The sequence below is a fragment of the Corynebacterium jeikeium genome (assembly GCF_028609885.1).
GTDB classification, from domain to species: domain Bacteria; phylum Actinomycetota; class Actinomycetes; order Mycobacteriales; family Mycobacteriaceae; genus Corynebacterium; species Corynebacterium jeikeium.
Window position 1 is genome coordinate 1,966,790 of the sequence record NZ_CP063195.1, and the last position, 20,755, is coordinate 1,987,544.

General features: G+C 61.9%; 19 protein-coding genes. 6 read left to right on the forward strand and 13 right to left on the reverse strand.

The features are described 5' to 3' along the window. Positions 1-2 precede the first annotated feature (2 nt). From CJEIK_RS08820 to CJEIK_RS08845, 6 genes are all read right to left on the reverse strand, one after another. On the reverse strand, positions 3-1,085 hold the full coding sequence (locus CJEIK_RS08820) for a potassium channel family protein (RefSeq protein WP_005293831.1): 1,083 nt from the start codon (positions 1,083-1,085) through the stop codon (positions 3-5). 13 nt (positions 1,086-1,098) lie between these two features. Further along, positions 1,099-4,716 carry a UvrD-helicase domain-containing protein gene (locus CJEIK_RS08825; protein ID WP_005293834.1) on the reverse strand — a complete coding sequence of 1,206 codons (3,618 nt, stop codon included), beginning with the start codon at positions 4,714-4,716 and terminating at the stop codon, positions 1,099-1,101. After that, positions 4,717-8,127 carry an ATP-dependent DNA helicase gene (locus CJEIK_RS08830; protein WP_005293836.1) on the reverse strand — a complete coding sequence of 1,137 codons (3,411 nt, stop codon included), beginning with the start codon at positions 8,125-8,127 and terminating at the stop codon, positions 4,717-4,719. It abuts the gene before it with no gap. 73 nt (positions 8,128-8,200) lie between these two features. Beyond that, entirely contained in the window at positions 8,201-9,100 is a 900-nt protein-coding gene (locus CJEIK_RS08835) for a TIGR02569 family protein (protein ID WP_005293839.1), read from the reverse strand. Between the two features lie 8 nt (positions 9,101-9,108). Further along, complete coding sequence (locus CJEIK_RS08840) at positions 9,109-10,062, reverse strand: DUF3152 domain-containing protein (RefSeq protein ID WP_005293842.1); 954 nt, start codon at positions 10,060-10,062, stop codon at positions 9,109-9,111. 30 nt (positions 10,063-10,092) lie between these two features. After that, on the reverse strand, positions 10,093-10,338 hold the full coding sequence (locus CJEIK_RS08845) for a DUF3107 domain-containing protein (RefSeq protein ID WP_034964537.1): 246 nt from the start codon (positions 10,336-10,338) through the stop codon (positions 10,093-10,095). Between the two features lie 98 nt (positions 10,339-10,436). Here CJEIK_RS08845 and CJEIK_RS08850 point away from each other — a divergent pair, with 98 nt between their 5' ends. Both CJEIK_RS08850 and CJEIK_RS08855 read left to right on the forward strand, forming a co-directional pair. Next, on the forward strand, positions 10,437-11,798 hold the full coding sequence (locus tag CJEIK_RS08850) for a DEAD/DEAH box helicase (RefSeq protein ID WP_034964734.1): 1,362 nt from the start codon (positions 10,437-10,439) through the stop codon (positions 11,796-11,798). Beyond that, on the forward strand, positions 11,795-13,099 hold the full coding sequence (locus CJEIK_RS08855) for an Rv3212 family protein (protein ID WP_005293848.1): 1,305 nt from the start codon (positions 11,795-11,797) through the stop codon (positions 13,097-13,099). The genes CJEIK_RS08850 and CJEIK_RS08855 overlap by 4 nt, the downstream gene beginning before the upstream one ends. Positions 13,100-13,213: 114 nt before the next feature. Here the strand turns inward: CJEIK_RS08855 and CJEIK_RS08860 are convergent, their stop codons facing one another. Further along, the gene (locus tag CJEIK_RS08860; protein ID WP_005323424.1) at positions 13,214-14,392 is read right to left on the reverse strand and encodes an IS256-like element IS1249 family transposase; all 1,179 of its coding nucleotides are present in this window, start codon (positions 14,390-14,392) and stop codon (positions 13,214-13,216) included. 472 nt (positions 14,393-14,864) lie between these two features. Here CJEIK_RS08860 and CJEIK_RS08865 point away from each other — a divergent pair, with 472 nt between their 5' ends. Next, positions 14,865-15,131, forward strand: coding sequence for a WhiB family transcriptional regulator (locus CJEIK_RS08865; protein WP_005293852.1), 267 nt, complete (start codon positions 14,865-14,867; stop codon positions 15,129-15,131). Positions 15,132-15,213: 82 nt separating this feature from the next. Then, the gene (locus CJEIK_RS11375) at positions 15,214-15,288 is read left to right on the forward strand and encodes a 50S ribosomal protein bL37 (protein WP_011274008.1); all 75 of its coding nucleotides are present in this window, start codon (positions 15,214-15,216) and stop codon (positions 15,286-15,288) included. A gap of 84 nt (positions 15,289-15,372) precedes the next feature. On the opposite strand, the gene CJEIK_RS08870 is transcribed toward CJEIK_RS11375, so the two are convergent. From CJEIK_RS08870 to CJEIK_RS08885, 4 genes are all read right to left on the reverse strand, one after another. Continuing rightward, complete coding sequence (locus CJEIK_RS08870; RefSeq protein WP_005293854.1) at positions 15,373-15,744, reverse strand: PH domain-containing protein; 372 nt, start codon at positions 15,742-15,744, stop codon at positions 15,373-15,375. 133 nt (positions 15,745-15,877) lie between these two features. Beyond that, entirely contained in the window at positions 15,878-16,141 is a 264-nt protein-coding gene (gene rsrA, locus CJEIK_RS08875; protein WP_005293856.1) for a mycothiol system anti-sigma-R factor, read from the reverse strand. 6 nt (positions 16,142-16,147) lie between these two features. Beyond that, positions 16,148-16,777 (reverse strand): sigma-70 family RNA polymerase sigma factor, encoded by a 630-nt coding sequence (locus CJEIK_RS08880; protein WP_005293859.1) that lies wholly within the window; start codon positions 16,775-16,777, stop codon positions 16,148-16,150. 33 nt (positions 16,778-16,810) lie between these two features. Continuing rightward, positions 16,811-17,443 carry an SOS response-associated peptidase gene (locus tag CJEIK_RS08885; protein ID WP_005293861.1) on the reverse strand — a complete coding sequence of 211 codons (633 nt, stop codon included), beginning with the start codon at positions 17,441-17,443 and terminating at the stop codon, positions 16,811-16,813. 72 nt (positions 17,444-17,515) lie between these two features. Here CJEIK_RS08885 and aroA point away from each other — a divergent pair, with 72 nt between their 5' ends. Together aroA and rsgA are read left to right on the forward strand one after the other, a co-directional pair. Then, complete coding sequence (gene aroA / locus CJEIK_RS08890) at positions 17,516-18,805, forward strand: 3-phosphoshikimate 1-carboxyvinyltransferase (protein ID WP_005293865.1); 1,290 nt, start codon at positions 17,516-17,518, stop codon at positions 18,803-18,805. Beyond that, on the forward strand, positions 18,806-19,813 hold the full coding sequence (gene rsgA / locus CJEIK_RS08895; protein WP_011274013.1) for a ribosome small subunit-dependent GTPase A: 1,008 nt from the start codon (positions 18,806-18,808) through the stop codon (positions 19,811-19,813). An 8-nt stretch (positions 19,814-19,821) separates the two neighbouring features. Here the strand turns inward: rsgA and CJEIK_RS08900 are convergent, their stop codons facing one another. Beyond that, positions 19,822-20,328 (reverse strand): DUF6912 family protein, encoded by a 507-nt coding sequence (locus CJEIK_RS08900; RefSeq protein WP_005293871.1) that lies wholly within the window; start codon positions 20,326-20,328, stop codon positions 19,822-19,824. A 3-nt stretch (positions 20,329-20,331) separates the two neighbouring features. Further along, complete coding sequence (locus CJEIK_RS08905) at positions 20,332-20,742, reverse strand: HAD family hydrolase (protein WP_011274014.1); 411 nt, start codon at positions 20,740-20,742, stop codon at positions 20,332-20,334. Positions 20,743-20,755 lie beyond the last annotated feature (13 nt).

A 20,755-nucleotide genomic window follows, 5' to 3' on the forward strand; every position in this document is an offset into this window, starting at 1 on the left:
CCCTACTTCGTGCCGAGGGTGTCGTCGGCTCCCGGGTTGGAGCGCACGTACAGCACGCGGTCGCCCGGCTCGATCGTTTCCGCTTCGGAGGAGTCAATGCGATACAGCTCGCCGGAGCGCACCACACCCAGCACCACGTCTTCCAGCACGCGCGGGTTGCCGCCAACCTCTTCCTCGCTGACCAGCCGCTCGGCGATGGAGAAGCCTTCATCGGGAGACAGTAGATCCTCCATCATCTCCGTCACCGACGGGGTGACGGTGGCCAGTCCCATCAGACGGCCGGCAGTTTCGGAGGAAATCACCACAGAGTCCGCACCGGACTGGCGGAGCAGGTGCGAGTTATCGGATTCTCGCACGCTGGCGACAATGGTTGCCGCTGGGGCGATCTCTCGCACCGAAAGGGTGATCAGCACTGCGGTATCGTCCTGGTTCGGGGCTACGACGACGGCGCGGGCGCGGTTAACGCCGGCGAGCTTCAGCACGTCGGATCGGGTGGCCGAGCCCTGCACGGTCACCAGTCCCTGTGCGGAGGCCTGGTCCAGCACCTCGCGGTCCGTATCCACCACCACGATCTGCGAGGGCGATACACCGTCGGCCAAGAGTGCTGCGATAGCGGAGCGCCCCTTGGTGCCATAGCCGATGACGATGGTGTGGTTGCGCATTTTCTTCCTCCAGCGGCGAATGTTGAAAGTCTTGCGGGACTCTTCAGTAAGGACGGACAGCGTAGTTCCGACCAGCAGGATCAGGAAGATCAGGCGGGCCGGAGTAATGATGAGGATGTTGACGAGTCGCGCGTTTTGCGTCTGCGGCGAGACGTCGCCGTAGCCCGTGGTCGACAGGGATACCGACGAGTAGTACAGGGCGTCTACAAACGTTTCCATCCCCTCGTACGCATCCCGGTCGATGTAGGCCAACACCGCAACAAGCATTATCAGCAGGAAGGCGTAGAACATTCGCCGGACAATGAGCCACCAGGGGCTTTGGACCACTGAGGTCGGGATACGGACGATGTTGATTAGCGCGTGCGGCGGTAGCTCATCGACTTCATCGTCGGCACGGAAGCGCTCGCGCAGCCGGTACTTCATCTACGTCCTCTCGTCACTGCTCGTGGTCGCCTTGGGTGGTCTTTTTAGTGACGCCCCCAAGCATCCCTTCGAGCTCGTCTGCAGACAGTAGTGTACGCGGTTCATAGGTTTCATTTGCCGCGACATAGTGGAACGCAGCCCGGACGTTCTCGGCGGGCACCTCCACCCCCAGTTTTGCGCTGAGCAGTTTGGCCCAGGCGAGCCGGTAGACGGCCAGCTGCATGGCGGCTGCGTCCATGTCCGCGCCGGTGGGTTTGCGTCCGGTCTTCCAGTCCACAACGATCCATCCGGCGGTGGGATCGGTTCCGTCGTGGAAGACCGCGTCGATTCGGCCTTCGAACACGTGGCCGCCGATGGTGACAGAGTACGCCCCTTCCACGCTCTCGGGTTGGCGGTCTGCCCACTCGGAGCGCAGGAAGGCATCCTTCAGCGTTTCGAGGTAGGGGTCTTCCAGGGTTGCGTCGGAGGCGCCAGGGAGCTGATCTTCGTCCAGCAGGCTGACCTGCTTGTAGCGTTCCTCCACCCAGTTGTGGAAGGCGGTGCCGCGCTTGGCATAGGGCTTCGGCTCCAACGGAATCGGGCGACGGGCGCGCAGAGCGAACTCCTGGTTGTCCTTGCGCAGGCTGACAGCCTCGGTGGCGGTCATGCGGACATTCAGCGGAACCACTAGCTCGGCGTTGTCCATCGCCGAGAACTCCTCAAGTAGCAGGTTTGTTTCGAGATCCCAGGCTTCGGCCAGTGTGGTCGGCGCTCCATCCGCAGTGGCGCCTGGCGCTGGTCGGCTCTGTCCGTCTTGTTCTTCCTGTTGGGAGACAGCTTCGATTTCCTTGCGCACTTGCTCGGCGCCTTCGGCCACACCGGGGCGAGTCATTGCGGGAGCCGGGCTGGGCCAGCTAGCGCCGGCGGTCGCCACCGTGTCGCGTTCCTTACGCTCTTCCTCGTAGTCTCCCCGCTCCCCGTTTATCTGCGGGGTGGGAAGCATGAGCTTGTCCTCTAGGGGCAAGTCCGGGTTGTCTAACCGCGTATCCAAGTCTTTGTAGTACATTCCCATGCCGGACCAATGCTCTACGTTGGCTGCAACCCCGCTCTGCTCCAGGTATTCGTGCAGCAGGGTGAGGCAGATTGATGGGTCGTTACCCTTGCTTGCCGACTCTTTAAAGGCCGAACCGCTGACGAAGAGCACTCGCTCGGAACGGGTGATGGCCACGTAGAACAGGCGGTCGTTCTCTTTGGCTCGGAAGCGGCTCACCTGTTTGTTGAACTCCTTGTATGCCTTGGTGTGTCCGCTTCGGTCTTCTGCATCGTCAGTCACCAGTGTCGGATATGCCCCTGGGTCGTCGCCCGCATCGCCGCGTAGGCTGCTCGGCAGCACTCTCGCCTTGATGGTCCACGCGGACTCGCTTCGAGGCTGGGAGTAGTCCCCGTAACGTTCGCGCGAGGCATGCGGCACGGCGACAATGTCCCACTCCAACCCCTTGGCCTTGTGGACGGTGAGGATCTGGACCGTATTGTCCTTGCGCTGCACCTCACCCGGATCCAGACCATCTTCTTCCGATTGAGCGGCTAGTAGGTACTCCACCAATGCCTTAGGGGTGGCGCTACCTGTGCGGGAAACGTCCCGCACAATCTGCGCGAACTTATCCAGATGGCTGGTGCCGATCGCCTGCTCGGGGCGGCGGTGCCAGCGCGTCAAGACCTCCGTGCGCACCCCGAGCATCTTCTCAATGTCTGCCACCAGATCTGGAAGGTTCTTACCCAGGCTATGACGGCGCAGGTATCCAAGCTCCCGGCCGAGTTGTGCCAGTCTGCGGGAGCCTTCGGCCGACATTCCCATCTGCTCTGCGTCGGTCAGATCAGCGAGCGCATCGATCAGCCCCACGGAGAACTCCGTAGCGTTCGGGATGGCCTCTAGCACTTCCTCGATCAACTCGTCGCGCACTCCAGGAGTGCGGAGCAGCTCGATGTTCTCCTGGCGCTGCCGTTCCATTGCAGCGTCGTCGACGGCACCCGCTTCCCCGGCTCCGCGTTTGGCGATCTGCTCCGCCCGGCGCGTGAGCACTGCAAGGTCAGCGGCTCCGATGTTCCATCGCGGGCCGGTCAATAAGCGCAGCAGGGCCACATCATCGGTTGGGTCTACGAGCACCCGCAGCATTGCGAACACATCTGCGACCTCGGGGATATACAACAATCCCGGCCCCGCCGTCATGTCCGCGGGCACGCCGCGCTCCACGAGTTTTTCGTAAATCGGAACTGCGTCTTTGTTGACCGTTACCAACACGGCGGCGGAAAAGGGCTTAACCTTCGCAGGATCGTCGGCGGTCTCCAACTTCCGCTGGTGGTCCCGCCACTGACTTTGCAGCTTGTCGGCTAGCCAGTCGAGCTCCTGCTCCCGCTCGTCGAAAAATGCCACCGCCGATTCGCCTTCTGTGGCTCCGGGGCGCGGGCGCAGCTCGGAGACCAGGCGTCCAGTACTTTCGGTGCTGCGCTCCATGGACCACGTAGAGACCCTGTTGGCCATGTCCAGCACCATGGTGGGGTTGCGCCAGGAGGTCAACAGCTGCAGCTTCTCGGCTGGTTCTCCGGCCGCGTTGGGGAAGTCGGTTCGGAATTTCTCCAAGTTGGAGGCCGTCGCTCCACGGAATTGGTAGATCGACTGCATTGGGTCGCCCACTGCCATTGCGGAAAAGCTTCCCTCGCCCGCTCGCCCATCGCCAAACAACGAACGCAGCATTACGCGCTGTGCGTGGCCGGTGTCCTGATATTCATCCAACATCACCACCCGGAAGCGGCGGCGCTGGTCTTGCCCCACGACTTCGTGGTCGCGCACGAGCGTCGCCGCTTTACTCATCTGCTGCCCGAAAGTCAGTAGGTCGCACTCCTGCAGGGTCTCGCGGAACTTCTGCACCAGCTTCAACAACTCGATGCGGTATTGCTGGGTGTCGCGAAACTTCGTGTTTTCGTCCGTGAATTCTTTCTTGCTTCGCGGCCCCTTGGGCAGCTCTTCCAAGAGCTTCTTCGCTGCCGCGCTTTCCTGCTCGACCGCTGCAATACCGACCAGGTGGTTGTCCATCTCATCCGAAAGAGCGCACACGTCTGCGATCACGCTGGACACGGCGGTCTGCGTGGTGAGCGAATCACCAGAGTTGATCACCACGTCGCGGGCCACCATCCACCGTTCGGCGTCCGTAATGAGGCGGGCGGCTGGCTCCGAGGGAATCAGCAGACCGTATTCGCGGACGATGTCCCCCGCATAGGAATCGTAGGTAGCCACCGCCGGTGCAATATTCTTCAGCACTTCGCGCCGCGGATCGTCAGCCGACAGCTGGTCCATGAAAGCGCTTCCCGCGAGGGTTTGCAGACGTTGGCGAATACGTTCGCCAAGTTCAGCCGCAGCCTTGCGGGTAAAGGTCAACCCCAGGATCTGCTCGGGCCGGGCGTAGCCGTTGGCCACCATCCACACTGCACGCGCTGCCATTGTTTCGGTCTTACCTGCACCAGCGCCGGCGACGACAAGGAAATTACCGAACGGACCGGCCTGGATAACGTCCGCCTGCTCGTCAGTCGGAGCAAACTTCTGCCCCATCAGCTGGGATAGCTCTTGGGGGCTAAAGATGTGTCGGTTGCTATCCATTTAAATCACCTGGTTTCCTTCGTCTTGCGCGGGGCAGATCGTCTTGAAGTCGCAATGCCTACACCCGTCGTTTGGTGTGGCCAGGTATGTCGGCCCCGCAGTCACCGGTGCGATCTCCATAAGCTGGTCGTGTACTCCGCTTAATTGCTCTTCCGTCAGCTCTGCCTGGTTTCTTTCGGTAATCGTCTTGGTCTGGGTGCCTGGGTACACCAGCGCTGCACCCCCGGGACGGTACTTTTGCGCTGAACCACCGGAACGCTCGTTGAGTGGCAGTAGGAATTGGTACGCACTTAGCTGCGGACTCTCCGCCGCAGCGTTCTTCGTCACCGCGGTCTTGCCGGTTTTGAAGTCGATCACCTTTGTCAGCCCGTCCTCCGGATTCGTGGCCAGCAGATCCGCGCGCCCGCTCAGCGTCACCTCAACTCCGTCGGGTGTCTGCCCAACGCGCGCCCGTAGCGTTCGCTCAGTCTCGAGCTCGAATTCTTTGTCTCTGTAGCCGGCAATGAAGCCATGCAGTTTATTGACGCCACCTTCCCAGCGCTCCACCGTTTGCGTGTTCTTCCACGCTGGTCCGTCGAGCACGTGCGGCAGAATTTCGCGGACGGCCAGCTGCGCCTCGTCGAGCTCCATTCCCTGCACGATCTGTTCTGCAATGGCGTGAATGAAAATACCCACGCGCATCGCCTCCGTGGATTCACTCACCCCGCCATTGCTGTCCAGGAAGGCTCGCAAAGCACAGGTGTTCCAGCTCTCCAGCTTGGAAGGGCTCAACCGAATCTTGTCGCCAGCCAGCACTCGCGCGTCCGTGGAGGGCTCCGCCGTGCCCCACCAGTCTTCGGGAGCGGCACCGTACACCCCGGCCCGTGCCATCTTGGCCAGATTCCGCGCCGCCGCGCGACGCTCGTGGCCTGGGCGGTTGGGGTCGGTGACAGCATCGCGTAACTCCGCCAGCAGGGAATCGATGGCCAACACGCGTGGCAGCGCGCCCGCCCCGGAACCGGAGACCTTGCGCCCCACTGAAGTCTCCGCTTCCTCCGCCCCTTCCGCTTCGTCGGCTGTAGCCAGTTCCGTGGGTTCCACTCCCATCTCGGCGATGAACCTCGACGGCACCAGCGCCTCATCGCCGGAGTTCCGCACGCAGGTCACGTGCACACTATCCGTCGCGCGGCTGAGTGCTAGCAGGAAGAGCCGGCGCTCTTCCTCAATCGCATCGTTGATGCGCGCCACCGGCACACTCGGGTCGATCCCCCGGTCCAGCAGATCCACAAGCTCCAGCTGGCCGAAAAGCCCTCCGACGGTCGGGCCGGTCGGCCACTCGCCTTCCTGCACCCCGGCAATGGCCACCACCTTCCACTGGCGCCCTGCTGCCGCGTGGGCAGGCAGAATTTCCACTGCTCCGGCGCGCACGCCCCGCTGGTCGCGTCCGCCGGTGGGCACTTTCTGAGCGCGGAGGTTCTCTACGAAGCTCTCCATCTGCGCATGCGGATTGCGCTCCGCGAAGTCGCCCAGAATGTCGAACAAGCTCATGACCGCGTCCAGGTCCGCGTCGGCTTGCGCACCAAGCGATCCGCCCTTCAGCGCTTGAGCGCGCAGATGCATATCCAGCTTGGTGGCCTGCCAGATCTTCCACAGCACCATCTCCGTGCCTTGGTTGTTCTTCCACGCCTGTCGCCCGGCCTCCAAGACGGTGGACACGCGCTGGATGACCTCCTTCTCGCGCGGCCCACAGTGGCTGGTAATCCACTGATTCGCTGGGTCTCCGGGGTGGTTCAGTAGCTCCGTGACGTAGTCCGCGGCTTGGAAAGGCCTGCCGTCCTCGTGGGCTCGCAGCGTCTGCCCAGCTGCCTGCCCGGCCACCTGCCCAGCCATCTGCGCAGAACGGATGGCCAGGGCTACCGCACGGTGCACGCGGCGCACCATCACCGGGTCCGCGCCTCCCACACTTCCCTCCAACACACTGTGCATCTCCGCCACCGTGAGGGTCCGGTAGCTCGCCTCTGCTGCCAGCAGCAGCATTCGCGCCAGGGGTTGCTCCGCCAGCACCACGGAGGTAGGGTCCACCTTCACCGGCACGCCATAGGCCATCAGAGTCCTGCGCACTCTCGCAATGCTGCCGGTGCCACGCACGATTACCGCGATGTCGTCCCACGCAACTTGCTGTTCGATGTGCGCCCGCCGCACCACATCTACAATCTTCAGTCGCTCGGCGGTCTCCGTCGGGGTGATCGTCACCTGCACGGTCTCGGCGCCTGTGGAGCCTCCGCTCGTAAAGTCTCCCGAATCGGCAGAGCGCAGCTCCACGCGGCTTGGCTGAGCACCCAAATGCCTACGGAGGGCGTTCACGGACTGGGCCGCAGGTGGCGTCAAACGATAAGAAGCGCTCAGAACCACCCGGTGGTCCGGGTCCTGCGAGTAGGAATCCAGGAAAGCCTCGTCCGCCCCGCGGAAGTGGAACACGCACTGGTCCGGATCGCCCGCGATGAGGGTACGGGTTCCTGGCACCATAAAGCTCTCGATCAGCCGGGCCGAAGCCGGGTCCAGATTGTGCGCATCGTCGACCAGCAGCAGCTTCACCTTCTCCCGCTGCTGCTCGACCAGTTGCTCGCCCTCCGGCTTCTCGAAAGCAGCCAGGGTCGCGTGCAACAGCTCGGAGGCGTTCAGGCTTTCCGAGCGGCTCAGGCGCTGGACCTGCTGGTATTCCTGCTGGAAGCGCCCTGCGGCCTCCCACATCGGGCGATCGTGTTCGACCCCTAGCTGCTGCAGCTGCTGCGCTGATAAACCACGTTCCGTGGCACGCAGCAGCAGGTCGCGCAGCTGCTGGGCAAACCCCGCGTAGCTCAGTGCGGGGACAACGTTGGTGGGCCAGTACCGGTTGCCGTCCTCCTCGGTCCCCCGCAGAATCTCTCGGATCTGCATGTCGTGTTCCGCACCCGTAATCAACCGCGGCTGCTTCTGCCCGCGCAGAGTCTGCACACTGCGATAGAACGCAAAGGCCCACGAGTGCACGGAACGCACGAACGTGCCGGACGCAGCGTAGTCGCCCTCCCCCGCCATGCGCTGGTACAACGCCGCACGCACGGCCGTCGCCGACTCCTTCGACGGTGCGAAGAACATTATTTCGGACGCCGATCCCCCCTGCAGCAAAAAGTCTCGCGCCGCAGAGATCAACAGCGACGTCTTGCCCGTGCCCGGCCCACCGAGGACTGCGTAGGGTCGAGAATAATCAACCCGCGTGGAGCCTTCCACCAAGGCTCCGGCGAGCCCGTCGAAGCGCTCCGGTGGCCGTATCGCATCCGTGGGCTGCCCCAACCGCACCTTTGGGTTCCCACTGGCTCCCAGGCGTTTTTCGAGATCGTAGTTGGGGCTATTGAGTGAGTTTTCGGGCGAGTTCTTTAGCCTGTCGCGGTCCATGGCTATAAGTCTGTCATGTGCCCCGGACAGCCTCCGGACGAATGCCTGTTTCGTGTTCGATTATGGGGAACAACTAGCCTTCTCGTGTAGCCACCCAGGCCGCCACAACGTCGGCCACGCGTGCCAGGCCCTCCCACGATTCCGGCAGCGAGTTCGGTAACATGGCGTGCAAGAACAGTCGGTACATCACCGCGCGCAACACCAGTTGCGTGAAGTCGGGCAGGTGCGCCCAGCGGTCCAATAGCGCATCCGGCGCGTTGCCCCAGGCCATCGTGTCCACGATCAACAGTGCGACACTCCAGGCGGCCGGGTGCCACGCCGGATAAAGGTCCGTGACGATGGGATCAGCGGTGCCGTCGAAGATAGTGCATCCGGCGATGTCGCCGTGCACCAACTGGTCGGCCTCCACAATCGGTTCGCGCAGTTCAGCAAGGTTAGCTGCCTTCACCAGTGCGGCGGCCACGTCATCCCGGGGCACGCTCTCGGGCGCCAGCACCGGGGTGACCCATTCCGCCGGGTCCTCGGCGAATGCGGCCTGATCCGCCGCGGCGAAAAGATCGTGTTCGTTCCATTTCTCCCCTGCCACAGGCGGCGCCAGGAAGGTCGGCTTCTTTTCACCACGCAGGGCCTCGTTCAGGCGTAGGGCGGCCGCCACCATCTCATCGAAACGCGGAGACTGGTGGCCGGACATGAAGGTCCGCGCCCGCCAACCGGACACGCTGAAGCGCCCGTCGGAAGAGAAGATGGGCCGCGACATGGAAACCCCCGCCGGGCGCACTTTCGACATGATCTTGGCGATCCACGCCGCCCGCGCCGGTTCGTCGGTCCGGGATATCACCGCCCTGTCGCAGCGCCATCCCTGGCTCCACTCCTGTTCCAGCAGCACCGGATGTGCCGAAGGCACCTGAAAGCTGGCCAGGATATGCGCCGGCGGTGGGGAGTTGAAGTCGCTGTGAGAATCGTCGTTGATCATGCGCTCGCTTATTTACTGTTCTTGTACCCGAACGGGAACACCCACGGGTTTACCTTGCAGGTATTCGAATTGCCCTTGAAGGCCTTGTCTGGGTTGATTTTATAGATCTCAGCGTTGTTCAGGCTGATGGTCTGTTGCATCATAATCGGCGCCAGTGCGCCATCCTTGGAGCACGGGACGTGTGCTTTGTGCCCGATTCCGTGGCCGACCTCGTGGTTAATCATGTACTGCCGGTAGGCTCCTAGATCCCCTTCAAAGGGAATGGCACCGCGCACCCAACGTGCCTCGTTGAGGACAACCCGGCGTTCGCCCGGATAGTTGCAGCTAGTCTCAATGCCATAGCTATCCCCACAGGTCGCGGCGGTGGTCTCTGGGGAGGTCAACTGGATCCGCATATCCGGCTCCTTCCCCTTCGGCAGCTTCTTCTCGTCCACGTGCTGGAAGGAGTACTGCGGATCGCCCACCCATGACTTCGGGTTGGCCAGGGTGGCATCCACCATCGCAGCAAAGGCATCGTCGCCACCGTAGGCAGAGGACTTCAATGTCGTCTCAACCTCCACAACATAGGTGAACTTCTTTTTCCCCTTGCCAAAGGTCTTGCCGGGCTCGCCTACGGTGCGGAATTTGCCGCTCCCCTTCTTCGTGTACTTGCCTCCCGGGGGCAGCGAGCCGAACTCCAGCCCCTCGTAATCACCGTCTTCGGCGCCGGCCACGCCACCGTCATCGCTGCTAGTAACCGCCACTTCGCCGGTGGCCTGCGTGTCTTCGTCGTCCCCCAGGCCATGCAGAATGCTGTACATAACCAACAAAGTGACGAGCACAAAAGCAGCAGTAATCAGCACTACACTGCGGAAGCTAAACCGCCCGCGCTGAGGCTCCCGCACCTCTTCTTCAGTCGCTCTCGGTGCAAGCTTCCGCGCCGGAGGGATCGGATGGCGCTCTACGTTACTGCCGCTACTCATACAGCTAGTCGCTGACTCCTTAGGGCTTACTTAGCTTACGAAGCCGACGGAGTTCTTGGCCTCAGCGCCGACCTCCACGTATGCGATCTGTCCGCGAACCAGCACGTAGCGTGCCCCCTTGGCACCTTCGATGGTCAGCGTCTCATTCTCGCCGGAACGCAGGAAGCTCTCGATCTCTGCTACGTACTCGTCCTGGGACTTAGCCTGCCCGCTCTTGGCGTCAATGGTGATAGCCAGCTCGCGGGCGTTGTGTACGAATCCGACCTTGATCTGCATGGGAAAACCTTCCTTCATGTTCGTTCTATACTCACGTGCAGTATTGTGACCATCATAGCTATCTGGTCGAGCAAGGAAGGCGGGTGCTGCAGGTGCTGATGTCCTCTGGGTCTTCTGAAGCCTCTTCTGGGGCCAATACCTCTCGCCCGACCTTCAGCTCGCTCGGCGTGGCCGCGGAGATCACGGAAGCTCTGGCCACGGCCAACATTACGCACGCCTTCGCCATCCAGGAATACACCTTGCCTATCGCACTGAAGGGTTCCGATGTTATCGGCCAGGCACGCACGGGGATGGGCAAGACTTTGGGTTTCGGCATTCCTGTCCTCGATCGGGTTTTTGATGACGCCACCGTCACCGCCCCAGACGGCACCCCGCGCGCCTTGATCGTGGTGCCCACCCGGGAGTTGTGCCTGCAGGTCACCGACGACCTGACCCTGGCTGCCCGCAATTTGCGCGTGCCAGTGGAGACCGAGGGGGCGTCCCAAAGAAAAAAGAGTAAGACCCGAGCCCTGCAGGTACATGCGGTATACGGTGGCGTGCGCTTCGACAAACAGACGACGGCTCTGGCACGGGGCGTAGACGTGGTAGTCGGCACGCCGGGGAGGCTGCTGGACCTGGCACAGCAGGGGCATTTGCAGCTGAATACGGTGGAAATCGTCGTGCTGGACGAGGCCGACGAGATGCTGGATCAAGGGTTCCTGGACGATGTCCGTAGCATCATCACGCAGACCAGCCCGCAGCGGCAGACGATGCTGTTTTCTGCCACCATGCCGGGGCCGATTGCAGCGCTGACTAGGACATTTATGCGACACCCTGTGCTCATCCAGGCTGATAGCGCGGCGACGGAGGCAACGCATGAGTCTACGAAGCAGGTGGTATTCCAATCCCATAAGCTCGATCGACTCTCCGCACTGGCCCGAATTCTGCAGTCCCCGGGACGTGGACGCAGCATCGTTTTTGCCCGTACGAAGCGGCAAGCTGCGGGAGTGGCCGAAGAGCTGGCTAAGCTGGGCTTCCGTGTGGGCGCGGTGCACGGGGATATGCGCCAAAACGACCGTGAGGAATCGCTGGACGAGTTCCGCCGTAATGAGGTGGACGTGATGGTGGCTACCGACGTGGCTGCGCGCGGCATCGACATCGAGGATGTTACGCACGTGATCAATTACCAGGTGCCAGACGATGAGCGCACCTATGTTCACCGCATCGGCCGCACGGGGCGCGCGGGAAACACGGGCACGGCGGTGAGCCTCATCGGCTGGGACGAGGTCGCGAGGTGGAACGCCATCAGCGACGCCCTGGGGCTAGGGCTGCAAGACCCACCGCAGTGGTTCTCCTCCAGCGCAGAGTTTCTGGCCGAGTTCGACCTTCCAGAGGATGTTGGAGACCGGGTGGGTGCGCCGCGCGGAGTGAAAGGCGCAGCATTGAAGGTGAAAAAGTCCCGCAAGAGGCCACGCCCATGAGCAAGCGGATCCCCTCTCCCGAGCGCGCCCGCCGCAGCGACCACATCGCCGCTGCCGCGTTAACCTGCGGGCTGCTTGCCCTCGGCGGGATCACGTGGCTTGGTTCCGATGCCCGCGAGGTAGACCACCGCGTTGCTGATAGCCCAATCGAGGCCGAGGACAAGACTCTCGCCTCCTCCGATTTCGCCAAGGGCGACCGGCAGATTCCGCAGCAGTTGCACGAGCTGTGGGACGCAAAGACAGACTCTGCTGACCTGGTGGTGGATCAAGGCGGGGTGGTTTTGACCTCTGGCGCCAAGGCCACGATGGTGCGGGGCGACGACGGCACGGAGGTCTGGCACTATAAGGCGCCACACAACCTGTGTGCCGTGGCGACAAACTGGGGCAAGACGAACCTATTCCTGCAGGGTCCCAAGGGATGCGGACAGGTGGTGGCGCTGGATAGCGGCACCGGCGAATACCGTCACACTCGCGACATGCTGGCTGCCGACCACGTGGAGTTATTTCAAAGCCGCGACAACATCGGGATGCTTTCCCCCACCCGCACGGAGTTGCTGCGCTCAGATGCGGTGCGGCGCGTAGAGGTCGGCGACAAACTGACCGTAGTAAAGCCGAACAAGCAGGCCTACACCAATTGCACCTTTACTTCCGCCTTGACGCGCAAAGACCTACTGGTTACCGCGCAGACGTGCCCCGATAACGAAAAAAAGTTGATCCGACTGCTGAAGACCAACCCAGAGGAATCTGATGCCCCGGAAAAGTTCCACGAGTACGAGGTTCCCGCAAACAGCGAGCTAGTGGGTGTGGGGCTAGACCGGGCGGTGATTTACGTCCCCGGAAACGGAACACGCGCAAAGGATGAAAACGATAACGAGGGCTCGCGCTTCCAGGTACTGGACAACGCAGGTAACTTTCAGCAGTTCCCTGCCGACCCCGCCCCGCTGTTGGATCCGCAGCAGCGGGAAGGCACGCTGTTTCGCGCCCAAACTGCGGACTCGGCACACCTGATGAGTTGGTTTGATGGCGCCCGCGTGGTTACCTTCACCCCGTCCACCATGGAGCCTGCATTCCAGGTCGGCGGCGCTATCGGCCCGGCGACCCCTATGGAAGGGAGGCTGCTAGTCCCCACCGTCAAGGGAATTGCTGTGGTGGACTGGGATAGCGGCAAGGTTCTGCGCACGATCCCTGTGGATCGCAAGGGGTACGCCGGACAGGTGACGCTCAAATTGGTCGGTGAGGTGCTGGTGGAAAAGCGCGGCGAGTCCGTCGTGGCATTGGGTAGTGACGCTGAGCAACGCTAGCCAATAACCGCTTTCCCCTGGCATACCAAATCATTTCATTGTGACATTCATCACATTTAAGAAAAAGCTGGGTTAAGGGTCAAAATGTGTGTCTGGCTCGGCGTGTCGCGGGGGTTAGATTTGGCCTTTTTGAATGCCGATTGAGTGGGTGTAGTCGGTGTCGATAGCGTTGTCGTAGAGGGCTGGGCGTCCTGTTTCGTGGTCGGCTTGGTTCTCGGTTTGGGTCAGGGTGGATACTTTGGCGAGTTGGCCCTGGCCCCAGTCGGACTGCCTGGCGATTCGTACTGGATCGTCAGGCAGTTCCGTTTTTAAGTAGAGCCACCAATCCAGCATGCGGCGTTGTCGTTCGCCTGATCTGCCGCGGTGGGTTCTGGCGAGCAGTTTGAGCTGGGCGTTGATGCCGCCTTCTAAGCTGTTGGTGGTGGATTTGATCCGCTCGGGCGCAAGGACTCCTGCTGGCGGGTTGAGGTAGACAAACAGCATCTCGGACCGCCAAAGATGGTTGAGGCTGTTGTAGGCCTTGCGCACGTTGTGGTGGGTCCACACGCGGGTCCATGCACCTGTTTTGGGGTCTTTGATCATGGTTTTCTCGTTCATCCATTCCCGGTAGATCGTTGAAAACTCGTGCAGTTGCACACCCCACGCGGCGGCTTCATCCAGTGTGGTGATCCGGGTCAGTTTCAGCGCAAGTCGGTAGATGGTGCGCCCGGCATCGGTGCGTGGGTTGGTGGTGGTGTAGCGGCGGACCACGCGTTGGGCGTGGACGAGGCAGCGTTGAATTTTCGTAGTCGGCCAGCACTTTTTGATTGCGCTGTATGCGCCTTGGCCGCCGTCGATGACGGCGATGAGTGGGGCTTCGATGCGTTCAAGCAGCAGTTGGTAGTCGCGGGTGGTTTCGTGTTTGCACCAGTGCCAGGCGATCACGTGGTCGATGGTCGCCGCGACGATCAGGCAGCCACCGGCGGTGTAGGTGCCATCGAGAAATACCTGGTCGTAGATCCGCTTGTGGTGGCCGGCGGTGGGGTCAGGCACATCAACGAGCCAGCACCACTTGAAGCGCCGCTTCATGGTGGCGCGGCTAACACCGTTTCGTTTGGCTAGGTCGTCGAGTGATATTGCGGTGGTGCAATGCTCGATGAACTGGGTGAACACTGCCGCGTTGGTGATGTCGTTTCGACGTTTGACGCTGGAGGCGCCGCATTGTTTGCAGCGCCATCTGGTGGTGCCTTTGCTGGTGGTGCCGTTGCGTTTCATTTCACCGCCGCAGTGGCAGCGTGGTTGGTTCTTCGACATTGCGACACCACACCACGCCGCGCATAGCACATCACGGCTGCCACACCGAGGATTTCCCGTCGGGGGCTAGATATATGCTTCCGGAGCATATACTTTCCGGAAACCTACAGGTCAATCCGTGAAAATCCGCGATTCCGGACACACTTTTTGACCCTTAACCCAAAAAGCTCTAGCCAAACTGGCAATAACATGCCAAAATCATCCAAGTAACCGATAAGAGGCCAAAAGGTTAACAACAAGCCAACGAGGCCTTAATCGCACAGGCGAGAAGCCGCCGCGACCCCCTCTACACACAGGTCTGCACGCCACTTCGCCACCACCACTTTTGCCTGAATTTGCCTAGAGATTCTCTAGGTCAGTTCGTCGAGCCCAACTTCGATCACCGGCTAAAGTGCCCACACCGACTGCAAGCAACAAAGACGACGCATCTTCAGACATTCTTTGTCTGAAAAAATAGAAGGGAAACACAACAATGGATTGGCGCCACAAAGCCGTTTGCCGTGAAGAAGACCCCGAGCTGTTCTTCCCCGTAGGAAACTCTGGCCCCGCCCTGGCTCAGATCGCCAAGGCCAAGCTGGTCTGCAACCGCTGCCCCGTAGCCTCCCAGTGCCTGAACTGGGCCATCGAGTCCGGCCAGGATGCCGGCGTATGGGGCGGCATGGCCGAGGACGAGCGCCGCGCACTGAAGCGCCGCACCAACCGCGGCCGCACCCGCACCCGCAAGCGCATCACCGTTTAAACCCCGACATTTTGTCCAGCTTCGCGCCCCCGCTAAGCTGAACAGGTCGAAACTGTCCCCTTTAACACCAAGGAGCTGCACAATGAGCAAGCGTGGCCGCAAGCGCAAGGATCGTCGCAAGAAGAAGGCTAACCACGGCAAGCGCCCGAACTCTTAAGCCGTAACGCAAAAGGCCGGCAGGCACACCGCATAAGACGGTGCCTGCCGGCCTTTTACGCTATGTAGGGCTAGTAGTTGCGGGCTACAACGCTCCCAATACGCTGTGCGCAATCAGAGAATCGATACGACGAACATCGAGGCCACGACCGATCTTTACCTTGATCTTTCCGGCTCGCGTCCAAAGTTCAATCTCAGCATTGAAATCGAGCGTTCCCGCGTTCTCCGTGGACCACATGTTGATCGACGAATACGGCAGAGAATAGACCTCTACCTTCTTGCCCCTCAGTCCTTGTGCGTCACGCATGATGAGGCGCTTCGTGGTGAAGATTGCACTATCCCTGAACGTCTTAAACGCTACAACCGCCTGCTCTCCGGGCACGAGCAGCGCCATGACATCCTCCGGAATCGGAACTTCTTCAATGAACATCCATTCCGCAATCTGAGCAGCTTCCATCGTTCTCTCCAAGGGTTGGGAAGGCTAGCGCCTCCGATTTTCTAACTAATGCTGTCTACCTAATACCAAATGTAGATTGCATCCGGCTGCAGCAATGAGGAAAAACAAAAACTGTGAGCTACTCCTCCACACGTCACTCCTCCACGCGGTAGCTAATCACCCGCAGCTGCGTGCAGATCCGCGCGCGTAGCTCCACAGGCGCGGGCTGGTTACAACAGCTCCGCAACAGGTCCCGCACCTGCTGCTCGATACCTAGCTGCCGTAGGCACTCAGGGCAAGCGTCGGCGTGAGCGCGCAAACGTTCGCGGCTCTCCCAGTCGGCGTCACCATCAGCAACCTCGTACAGGACATCCAGCAGGTCGTCGCAGTCCGTCTTTCGCGAATTGTCTTTGCACATGTGCTCTTATCCCTTCGCTTCCGTCAGCTTTTTTCGGGCCGTCTTGCTTTGTGCCGCCTCCGTCACGATCCCGTGCTCCGCCGCCACGTCCTTCAACTTGCTACGCAACTGCTTTCGCCCGCGGTGCAGGCGCGACATGACGGTACCGATGGGAGTGTCCATGATCTCGGCAATCTCTTTGTAGGCCAAACCCTCCACGTCCGCGTAGTACACGACCATGCGGTAGTCTTCCCCCAGACTCATCAGGGCATCCTGAATGCGCTTATCGGGGATGTTCTTCAGCGCCTCCACCTCGGCGGATTCCAGGCCCACGGAGTCGTGCTTCGCCGTTTCTGCCAGCTGCCAGTCGGTCATCTCGTCAGCGCTGGATTCCGTCGGGCGACGTTGAGCCTTGCGGTAGCTGTTGATGTACGTATTCGTCAGGATTCGGTACATCCACGCCTTCAGGTTCGTACCTTCCTTGAAGGAACCAAACGCCTGGTAGGCCTTCATATACGCATCCTGCACCAGATCCTGCGCATCGGCCGGGTTGCGCGTCATCCGCAGCGCCGCGCCGTAGAGCTGATCCAGCAGGGGCAGCGCGTCAGCCTCGAATCTGTGCAGCAGCTCGTCTGCAGTGTCATCGCTGCGTTTCATTCGCTCACCTCTCACTTTTCTTTCAACGTAATTCTATCGCCGGTTCATTCCCACCAGTTCCGGAAAATTGTTCGCCACGGAGCCGACCCTCCTGTCGGCCTTGCTGCTGCGCACTTCTGTTGCCTTATTTGGTGACGCCACCAACTCCGCCCCTGCACCCTTCAGCCAAGTATCAAGCTCGTCTCCTACCAAAATCCTGGGCATGCGGCTGTGCAGCCAGTCGAGTTCCGGCAGGGCCGCGACGGTAATGATGGTGCCGTAGAGCTTTCCTTCGACGGCTTTACACAGCCCGGCAGCGTACAGGGGGTTGCCGTCGGTGGCGGTGGTGAACCACGGCTGCTTCTTTCCGTCCTCGCCGACCGTCCACTCGTACCAGCCGTCCATCGGAAACGCACACGGCAGAGAGCCGGAGAACAGGGGTTTAGAGAATGCGGTCTCTCCCCGTGCGTTGAACACCGTCTTCGGCGGGTAGCCCCAGTGTGCGGGTCCGATCGCGGCCTCGTTTCGAAACTCCCGCACGATGGGCACCTCGGTGGTGGGCGCCACGTTGTAGTTAGCGGGCCACTCCCCAGCCCCGGCGCGGGCTATGCGCGGGGCACCCAGCCTTCGTCGCAGGTCACCCGAAAGCTCCTCTAAGGAGCTGAACAATACGTATCGGCCACACATACTCGCCCATTATGCCCACCCCACACTTCTTTTCCAGGCAAAAAGTGAGACAATGTGGGTATGTCTGCAGGTATGTCTGAACAACTCTGGCCGGCCCCGGTCGCCACCGAGCCCGTACAGGCCACCGTGGCGATCCCCGGCTCGAAATCCATCACGAACCGTGCGCTGATCCTCGCCGCGCTAGCGGATGCGCCTTCCACCATCACCGGTGGGCTGGTGAGCCGCGATACGGAGCTGATGATGTCGGCTCTGCGTGCCTTGGGGACCCAGATCCTATTGAAGAACGACCAAATGTACGTCACCCCAGCGGAAAAGCTGCACGGCGGTGAGGTGGATTGCGGCCTGGCTGGAACCGTAATGCGCTTCGTCCCGCCGATCGCTGCCCTGGCCACTGGCACGGTTGCTTTCGACGGTGACGTGGAGGCGCGCCGCCGCCCGATGTCTACCACTTTGGATTCCCTGCGTGCCCTTGGCGCCACCGTGAAAACAAGCACCGAGTGCAACCCGGAGGGGTTGCCTTTCTTCGTGGAGGGTTCCGGGGAGATCCAGGGCGGGGAGATCACCATCGATGCTTCCCAGTCCTCCCAGTTCGTCAGCGGCTTGCTCCTGGCCGGTGCGCGCTTCACCGAGGGGGTTACCGTTATCCACGAGGGTAACTCCCTGCCCAGCCAGCCCCACGTCGAGATGACGGTGCAGATGTTGCGTGAGGCCGGGGTGCACGTCGAGACCTCCTTCAACCGGTGGACCGTCCACCCCGGCCCGATCCGTGGCCGTCAATGGCACGTGGAGCCGGACCTGTCGAACGCCACCCCGTTCATGGCCGCGGGCGTGCTCACCGGTGGCACCGTGCGCATTCAGAACTGGCCCGCCACCACCAACCAGCCGGGCGACCAGTTCCGCCAGATCCTGTTGGACATGGGCGCGGAGGCGGAGCTGGACGTCCATCACGGCGATCTTGTTGTCTCCAGCACCGGCCGCATCAACGGGATTACCTGGGACATGCACGATATTGGGGAGCTCACCCCCACCGTCGCCGCCCTGGCGGCCCTGGCCGATGGACCTAGCCACCTCTACGGAATCGCGCACCTGCGCGGCCACGAGACCGACCGACTACAGGCCCTGGCGGATAACATCAACGCCCTGGGTGGCAACGTCGAGCAGACCGCCGACGGGCTGATCATCCACCCGGCTGCCCTGGAGGGTGGCCGCTGGGAGTCCTACGCCGATCACCGCATGGCCACCGCCGGAGCGATCCTGGGCCTGCGCGTCGAAGGCATCCACGTCTCCGACGTGGACACCACCGCCAAGACCCTTCCCGGCTTCCGCCGCCGCTGGGCGCAGCTGCTGGGCCAGGAACGTTAAATGGGGCGACGGCACAGCAACGCCCATCACTGGGACGAATCCGATGTCCGCGTCCGTCCAGGTAAGGGCTCTCGCCCGCGGACCAAGGATCGGCCGAGCCATAAAAACGCCAAGCGGGGCATGGTCGTCTCCAAAGACCGCGGCCGCTGGGGTGTAGTGCTGGACGAAAACGGCACCCTCGTCACCTGCATGCGCGCCCGCGAAATGGGGCGCACCAATGTGGTCGTTGGAGACCACGTCAGCGTGGTTGGCGACACCTCCGGAAAAAAGGACACCCTGGCACGCATCGTGCGGCTCGAGGACCGCACCTCCATTCTGCGACGCACGGCAGACGACACAGACTCTTTCGAGCGAATCGTCGTGGCCAACGCGGACTACCTGCTTATCGTCAGCGCAGTGGCTGATCCACCGCCGCGTACCGGCTTCGTCGAGCGCGCCCTCATCGCTGCCTTCGTCGGCGGCCTCACCCCGCTGGTCTGTCTCACCAAATCCGACCTCGCCGACCCCAGCGCCTTCGCCGCCGAGTTCCGTGACCTCGACGTAGAGGTGCTCACCACGGGCGTCAGCGATTCCCTGGACGAACTCACCGAGCACATCACCGGTAAGGTCAGCGCGCTCGTCGGCCATTCCGGGGTGGGCAAGTCCACCCTGTTCAACCGCCTCATTCCCGACGCAGAACGCGCCACCGGGGAGGTCAGCGGGGTGGGCAAGGGCCGCCACACCTCCACTCAGTCAGTCGCGCTCCAGTTGCCCGCTGGCGGTTGGATTATCGACACCCCCGGAATCCGCAGCCTGGGGCTGGCCCACGTCGACCCAGATACCGTCGTGCATGTCTTCGAGGATCTCCGCGAGGTCACCGAAGACTGCCCCCGCGGCTGCACGCACATGGGTCCGCCCGCCGACCCGGAGTGCGCTCTGGATACTCTCACCGGCGCTTCCGCCCGGCGCGTCACCGCGATCCGCCGCCTACTGGAGGCCCTGCGCAGCAACAACGAGTGGGAAATGTAGCCAGGCCGCTACATCAAATCCACCAGGAACGGTAGCTCCTTCGCGTCGTACCAGCTCATCAGGTTGTCCTCGCAATCCCCCAGAGCGAACTCCGCATCCTCATCCCCCAGGTCAGCCGCGTCGATGCACTCGATCGCCTTGGCCGTGGCGGCCTCCGCGTCGGCGTCATCAACATGAATCGCCAACAACTGCTGCACCTTCACAACGGCCGGGTCCAACCGCACCACGGACTCACCGTCGGTCGGCGCCAGCGTAACTGCAGAGTCGTCGATCTCCGCGCTGATCACCACGCGCCGGTGCGGGAAGCGCTCCTCCCCACCCGCGCTGAGCAGGCGCAGCGAGGCCCGTGCAGCGTCTAGGAACGCGGTGTACGCCAACTCCTCCTCGTCGCCGCCGGTGTAAAACTCCCGCACCGCCGGGGTTAGGGCAAAGCCCACCGCGGAGCGAACCGGGTGTTCTCCCTGCTCAGCGAGTGTGCCCAGCATGTCAAAAGTCGCAGGAATATACACCAGCATGGTTTAGAACTCCCCCTCCAGCCCAAACACGCCGGTGATCTCCACCACCGCGCGGTCGAACTGCTGGTAGTAAATACCGATCAAGCCGGCATCCACTGCGCCACGGATGTTCAGGATGTTGTCATCCACCAACACCAGATCCTGTTGTGGCAGGTCCAGACGGTCCGCGGTGATGCGGAAGATCTCCTCCGAGGGCTTCTCCGCCCCAACTTCGCCGGAAAGCACCACAGCATCCACGTAACCGCCTTCCAGCCACGTGCGAATCGGAGCCGCTCCCGCCCCGCCCGGGTCGTTGGAAAGAATAGCCGTGGCGATGCCTTCCGCCCGCGCCGCTGACAGCAGCTTGCGCCACCGCCTGCGATCCTCCTCGGCGCCGTCCAACACTCCGCAATAATCAACTACTAGTCCACGCATGCTCTACATTCTG